General features: G+C 71.5%; 5 protein-coding genes. 2 read left to right on the forward strand and 3 right to left on the reverse strand.

Annotated elements, in window-relative coordinates; genetic code table 11:
• Positions 1-59: 59 nt before the first annotated feature.
• Both AB0O29_RS11710 and AB0O29_RS11715 read right to left on the reverse strand, forming a co-directional pair.
• Positions 60-1,010, reverse strand: a complete 951-nt coding sequence (locus AB0O29_RS11710) for a phosphatidylinositol-specific phospholipase C (RefSeq protein WP_365149810.1) — start codon at positions 1,008-1,010, stop codon at positions 60-62.
• Positions 1,011-1,159: 149 nt separating this feature from the next.
• Positions 1,160-1,747, reverse strand: a complete 588-nt coding sequence (locus AB0O29_RS11715; RefSeq protein WP_365149813.1) for a helix-turn-helix domain-containing protein — start codon at positions 1,745-1,747, stop codon at positions 1,160-1,162.
• Positions 1,748-1,897: 150 nt separating this feature from the next.
• Between AB0O29_RS11715 and AB0O29_RS11720 the strand changes: the two genes are divergently transcribed.
• Positions 1,898-2,686 carry an alpha/beta hydrolase gene (locus tag AB0O29_RS11720; protein ID WP_365149816.1) on the forward strand — a complete coding sequence of 263 codons (789 nt, stop codon included), beginning with the start codon at positions 1,898-1,900 and terminating at the stop codon, positions 2,684-2,686.
• A 103-nt stretch (positions 2,687-2,789) separates the two neighbouring features.
• Here AB0O29_RS11720 and AB0O29_RS11725 read toward each other — a convergent pair whose 3' ends face one another.
• Positions 2,790-4,607 (reverse strand): bifunctional metallophosphatase/5'-nucleotidase, encoded by a 1,818-nt coding sequence (locus AB0O29_RS11725; RefSeq protein WP_365149819.1) that lies wholly within the window; start codon positions 4,605-4,607, stop codon positions 2,790-2,792.
• Positions 4,608-4,754: 147 nt separating this feature from the next.
• Here AB0O29_RS11725 and mshD point away from each other — a divergent pair, with 147 nt between their 5' ends.
• Positions 4,755-5,690: a mycothiol synthase gene (gene mshD / locus AB0O29_RS11730; protein WP_365149822.1), complete on the forward strand. Its 936-nt coding sequence runs from the start codon at positions 4,755-4,757 to the stop codon at positions 5,688-5,690.
• Positions 5,691-6,125 lie beyond the last annotated feature (435 nt).

Here is a 6,125-nt window from a genome sequence, read left to right on the forward strand (position 1 = left end):
CTCCTTCGACTACGCAATCATCGCAGAATTCGAAAGAAACGCAACACGGCGCAGACGCGTCAGTTGTGCCGGATCAGTGAGGCGACCAGGCCGGAGCGGGTGTTCGGGAAGTCCATCGGGACGATGCCGAGGCCGGTCCGGCCGGTCAGTTCGGCGCCGTCGACGAAGGCGTGGACCTGCGGGTTGAGGCGGTCGGAGTTCCAGCGCGGGGGCATGTAGGCGGCGGTGCTGGTGTAGTTCACGAAGAGCCTGCCGGGCTGGGCGACGGCCTTGCGGAAATGGTCCTCGATCCGGCCGCGCTTGGCGAAGGGCTCGGTGTTGTAGTCGTCCTGGATGTCGAAGACGCCGCCGTCGCCGTAGCGCAGGCCCGGCAGTCCGGCGTTGTCGGCGAGCAGCACCACCTTGCCGCGGGCCTGGCCGAGGACGGGCAGGGTGTCGGCGATGTGGAAGAGCGGGCGCCAGCCGCGGTGGTCGAGGTAGTCGTCGAAGACGGCGCGGAAGGTGGCGTCGCTCTCGGTGGAGTACTCCTGCTTCACCCGCATCAGCACGGTCTCCGAGGGGTGCGCGGCGAGGAAGCCGGCGCAGGCGACGAGGACGTCCCCGAACATCAGGTTCTGGAAGAACGCGGCGTGGTGGATGGCGAACGAGCCGCCCGTCACCCGGCAGCGGACGTCGAGGAACCGGATGCCGGAGTCGAGCTGCTCGGCGATCGAGGTGTTCTGGCAGGCGACGTAGAGGCCGCCCTGGCGGGCGCCCGAGTCGTGGGTGCCGGGGATGGTCATGCGCGGGAGGGGGGTGGAGTCGCCGAGGGCCGCCATCCAGTCCGGGGTGCCGAGGGTGCCGAGGGTGCCGAGGGTTCTGCCGGCGACGCCTCTCGCGGCGGCGGCCGGTGCCGTGGAGGCCGGTGCCGCTGAGCCCCGCGCGGCGGCCGGGGCGGCCGCGCCCAGTCCGAGTACGGCGGCGCCCGCCGCCAGTGCGCCGGTCAGGAAGGTCCGTCGGTCCACTGCCATGCCCGCCCCTTTGTCCGCAGTCCGGTGGTCCGGCCGTCCGGGTCGTCCGGCCGGCCGGCCGTGTGGCGGCGCGGTCCTCCGGGCGTCGGGCGTCCGGGCGGCCGGCCACCGTGGCCGGACCGGATTATGGCGTGCGGAGCGTGGGGTTACTACCCGTCGGTACGGGCGGATTCGCCGAGCAACTCGACCATGCCGCGCAGCCCTTGGGCGAGTTCCGCCCCCGTCGGCGCCTGTCCGGGGTCGGTGAGGACCTGGACCATGACCCCGCTCAGCAGGGCGATGTGCAGGGAGCCGAGGGAGCGGACGTCCTCCTCGGTGACCGCGTCCTCGGGGACCCCGCGCAGCGCCGCGGCCACCATGCGCCGGTTGCGGCGCTGCCCTTCCGCGAGGATCGCGAGCAGCTCGGGCGAGGACTGGGCGTGCACGAAGGCCTCGACCGAGGCGATCCAGAGCCAGCTCATCTCGCCGAAGTCGCGGATCTTGCGGTCCCACGTGTCGGCGTAGCGCTCCTCGGGGGTGTCGCCCTGCCCCGTGAGCCGGCCGGAGCCGGCGGCCCACTCCTCCATGGCGGCGAACAGCGCCTGGTTGAGGAGCACCTCGCGGGAGCCGAAGTGGTAGCCGATCGCGGCCATGCTCACCCGCGCCGCCGTGGCGATGTCGCGCACGGTCGTGCGCAGGTAGCCCTTCTCCTCCAGGCAGCGGCGCGCTCCGGCCAGCAGGTCCTCGCGATTTCCCATGCCGGGATCGTAGCCGGGACACGGTTTTGGGCGGTTGCCCTACACGTATGTATTGCGCGCTTGCCCAAACGCTGGCAGGCTGAAGCCACCACCGAGCAGCCACCACCGAGCAGCCGTCACCGAACAGCCATCAACGGGGAGAGCCGAACCATGCGCCACACGCTGGACATCAACGGACGCACGCTGTCGTACCTGGACTTCGACGGCACCGGCCGCCCGCTGCTCGCCCTCCACGGCGGCATGTCCGAAGCCGCCGCCTTCACCGGCCTGGCCGCCGCCCTCGGCGACGAGTGGCGGGTCATCGCCCCCGACCAGCGCGGCCACGGCGACTCCGACCGGGCCCCGGACTACCGCCGCGAGGGCTACGTCGCCGACGCCGTCGCCCTCCTCGACCACCTCGGCCTCACCGAACCGGTCGCCCTCCTCGGGTACTCCCTCGGCGGCCTCAACGCCTACCACCTGGCCGCCGCCCACCCCGACCGGATCGGCGTCCTCATCGGCGTCGACGCCAACATCGACATCACCATCCCCACCGGCCCCCAGTGGTTCGACTTCCTCGGCGCGCTCCCCTACACCGCCCCCACCCGCGAGGAGCTCCTCGCCGCCGTCGACCCGGCCGCCCTGCCCTTCGTCGCCGACGGAGTCCGCCCGGTCCCCGGCGGGGACGGCTGGCGGCTCGCCTTCCACGGCCAGGACATGCTCGACTCCATCCGCGCCTGCGACGGCGACCACTGGGACACCTGGCTCGCCAGCACCTGCCCCGCCCTGCTGATCCACGCCACCGGAAGCCAGGCGCTCCCGCAGGCCACGGCCACCGCGATGACCACCCGCCGCCCGAACACCGCCTACACCCCCCTCGACGGCGACCACTTCGTGCCGTTCACCGACCCGGAGGGCTTCCACGCCGCCGTCGCGAAGTACCTGGCCGAAACCGCCTGAGACACCCGCGATACCTGAGACACCTGAGACACCTGAGACACCTGAGACATGCGAAAGGGGCGACGGGCCTTCCGGCCCGCCGCCCCTTCCTTCCGCTCAGGTACTACTTGACGACCGTGATCCGGTTCGCCGCCGGCGGGGCGATCGGGGCCGCCGCCGTCGACTTCGCCAGGAGGGCGTTGAACGCCTCCAGGTCCGGCACGCCGATCAGCTTGTTCTTGTGGTCCTTCAGGACCGTGAAGCCGTCGCCGCCGCCCGCGAGGAACTCGTTCATCACGACCCGGTACGTCTTCGCCGGGTCGATGGCCGCGCCGTTCAGCTTCACCGAGTCCACGACGATCCGGTCAGCGCCCGACTTCGTCATGTCCAGGGTGTACGTCAGACCCTTCGAGATCTGCAGGATCTTCGGGTTCGGACCGTTGACCGGGCCGCTGACCTGCTGCTGGAGCGCCGTGATCAGCTGCGCGCCGGTCAGGTCCACCACGTTCAGCAGGTTGTTGAACGGCTGCACCGTGTACGACTCGCCGTACGTGACGACACCGTCGCCCTCGTCACCGGCCGCCTTGTACGCCAGGTCGCCACGGATGCCGCCCGGGTTCATGATGGCCAGCTGCGCCCCGCCCTTGTCGGCCGCGGAGGTCGCGTCCAGCTGGGCGTCGGCGATCAGGTCGCCGAGCGGCTTCTCCGGAGCCTCCGAGCCGCGGCCCGCGATGTCCGCGGAGATGTAGCCCATCGGACGGTTGGCGACCGGGGCCGCCAGCTTCTTCCAGCGGTCGATCAGCTCGGTCATGTCCGGGGCCTTCGGCAGGTCCCGGCTGACGACCTTGTTCACCGGCTTCGGCGACTTCACCGGCGTACGGACGATGTCCTTCGTCGCCTTGTCGTACGTCAGCGTCGTGTCCGTGAACAGCCGGCCGTACGAGGCCGCCGAGGTGACCGTACGCGGGTTGCCCGCCGGGTCCGGGATGTTGCACGAGTACGCCTGGTGGGTGTGACCCGTCACCAGCGCGTCGACCTTCGGGCTCACGTTCTTCGCGATGTCGACGATCGCACCCGAGATGCCCGCGCCGGCACCCGGCACGTTGCAGTCGTAGTTGTACGCGCCGCTCGCCGGCAGACCGCCCTCGTGGATCAGCGCCACGATCGACTTCACGCCCTGCTTGTCCAGCTCGGCGGCGTACTTGTTGATCGTCTCGACCTCGTCGCCGAACTTGAGGCCCTTCACGCCGTCGGCCGTGACGACGTCCGGCGTGCCCTCCAGGGTGACGCCGATGAAACCGATCTTCACGTCCCCCTTCTTCCAGATGAAGGTGGGCGACATCAGCGGACGCTTCGTCTTCTCGTCCGTCACGTTCGCGGCGAGGTACTTGAAGTCCGCTCCGTCGTACGTCTTGCCGTACTCGAAGCAGCCCTCGACCGGGTGGCAGCCGCCGTACTGCATGCGGCGCAGCTCGTTCTTGCCCTCGTCGAACTCGTGGTTGCCCACGCTCGTCACGTCGAGCTTCAGCTTGTTCAGCGCCTCGACGGTCGGCTCGTCGTGGAAGAGACCGGACAGCATCGGGCTGCCGCCGATCATGTCGCCGGCCGCGGCCGTGACGGAGTACTCGTGGCCCTTGCGGGCCTCGCGCAGACCCGACGCCAGGTACTCGACGCCGCCTGCGGGTATGGACTTGGTGGTGCCGTCAGCCTGCAGTTCCGCGACCGTGCCCGAGGAGCCCTGCGGGGGCTCCAGCGTGCCGTGGAAGTCGTTGAACGACAGCATCTGTACGTCGACGGTCCGGCCCTTGGCGACCGGAACGCCGCCACTCGCGGCACCGGCGGGCAGTGCGGCGGCGATCATCGCGCCCGCACCCGCGGTGAGGGCGAGGGCGCCGATGGTCAACCGGCGCGCCGTGCGGTGCCGTTGTGGCTTCGCTGACATCTGTTCCCCTTTTTGGACAGCGAGACAACTGGGAGGTGCCCGCAGCCTATGGTCAACGCGCGTAGCACCAACAGGGGGGTGAGGGTTGCGAGCTGGTTACGCGCAGCCGTCGGGCGGTTCGGGCCGCCGCGGTCGTAGGCTCGGATCATGACTGACGCAGACGTAGCGACGGCCGTCGAGCCGGGACGGCACATCGAGATCCTCGACGAACTGACGGAGGAACAGGCCGAGGCGGTCCTCGGCCTGATCCACGAGGCGGCCCGCACCGACGGCACCACCGCCGTCTCCGAACAGGGCCGCCTCCAGCTGCGCGGCGGCCCCCGCGAGGGCATCCGCCACTTCCTGGTCACCGACGAGGGACGGCTCGTCGGGTACGGGCAGCTGGAGGACACCGACCCGGTCGAGGCCCCCGCCGCCGAGCTCGTCGTCCACCCCGCGCTGCGCGGCCGCGGCCACGGACGCGCGCTGGGCACCGCCCTGCTGAACGCCTCCGGCAAGCGGATCCGGGTCTGGGCCCACGGCGGCAAGTCCGCCGCCCGCCACCTCGCGCAGGTCCTCGGCCTGACCCTCTTCCGCGAACTCCGCCAGCTGCGCCGCCCCCTGGGCCCCGGCTCGGCCCCCCTGCCCGACCCGGCGCTCCCGGCCGGGGTCACCGTACGCACCTTCGTCCCCGGCCAGGACGACACCGCCTGGCTCTCCGCCAACGCCGCCGCCTTCGCCCACCACCCGGAGCAGGGCTCCCTGACGGAGCGGGACCTCGACGACCGCATCGCGCAGCCGTGGTTCGACCCCAAGGGGTTCTTCCTCGCGGAACGGGAGGGGGAGCTGGTCGGCTTCCACTGGACGAAGGTCCACGCCGAGGAGCAGCTCGGCGAGGTCTACGTCGTCGGAGTCCGCCCGGGCGCCCAGGGCGGCGGCCTCGGCAAGGCCCTCACCGCCATCGGCCTCCACCACCTGGCGGGCACGGGCCTCCCGACGGCGATGCTCTACGTCGACGCCGACAACCCGGCGGCCCTGGCGGTGTACGAGGGGCTGGGCTTCACGACGCACGAGGTGGACCTGATGTACCGCACGGAGAGCTGAGGGGGGCTCCGGTCCCTTCCCCCTCGGCCGGGCGGTCCGCTTCGCTACGCCTGCCTTCCGCTTCCGTTGGGCGACGGTCCGGTTCGCTACGCCTGCGTTCCGCTTCCGTTGGGCGACGGTCCGGTTCGCTACGCCTGCGTTCCGCTTCCGTTGGGCGACGGGGCTCGCGCCGCGGGCCCGCCATCTCCCCCTCGAGGGGCCGGGGGCGGGTCGGTGGTTGCCCACCCGCCTCCCCGTCTGCGGGACGGTGGATGGGGGGCGGTCGCCCGCCGGGCGGTATCGATCGGGCGGGCGGTACCTCGCGGTGGCGGGGGCCTGGCGGGCCGGTCGCAGAGAAGGCTTGGGGGTTTCCCGTCAGTCCCACTGTCCTTCCGGTTCGGGCCGGCCTGTCAAGGGCGCTCCCTTCGGTCGCGTCGCTTCGCGATGGCCTTCGGC

This window comes from Streptomyces sp. NPDC089915 (genome assembly GCF_040684675.1).
Lineage (GTDB): Bacteria > Actinomycetota > Actinomycetes > Streptomycetales > Streptomycetaceae > Streptomyces.

Bases quoted from the DNA above. Each gene is read 5' to 3' on its own strand.
- AB0O29_RS11710 (WP_365149810.1), bottom strand. From the start codon at position 1,010: ATGGCAGTGGACCGACGGACCTTCCTGACCGGCGCACTGGCGGCGGGC.
- AB0O29_RS11715 (WP_365149813.1), bottom strand. From the start codon at position 1,747: ATGGGAAATCGCGAGGACCTGCTGGCCGGAGCGCGCCGCTGCCTGGAG.
- AB0O29_RS11720 (WP_365149816.1), top strand. From the start codon at position 1,898: ATGCGCCACACGCTGGACATCAACGGACGCACGCTGTCGTACCTGGAC.
- AB0O29_RS11725 (WP_365149819.1), bottom strand. From the start codon at position 4,607: ATGTCAGCGAAGCCACAACGGCACCGCACGGCGCGCCGGTTGACCATC.
- mshD (WP_365149822.1), top strand. From the start codon at position 4,755: ATGACTGACGCAGACGTAGCGACGGCCGTCGAGCCGGGACGGCACATC.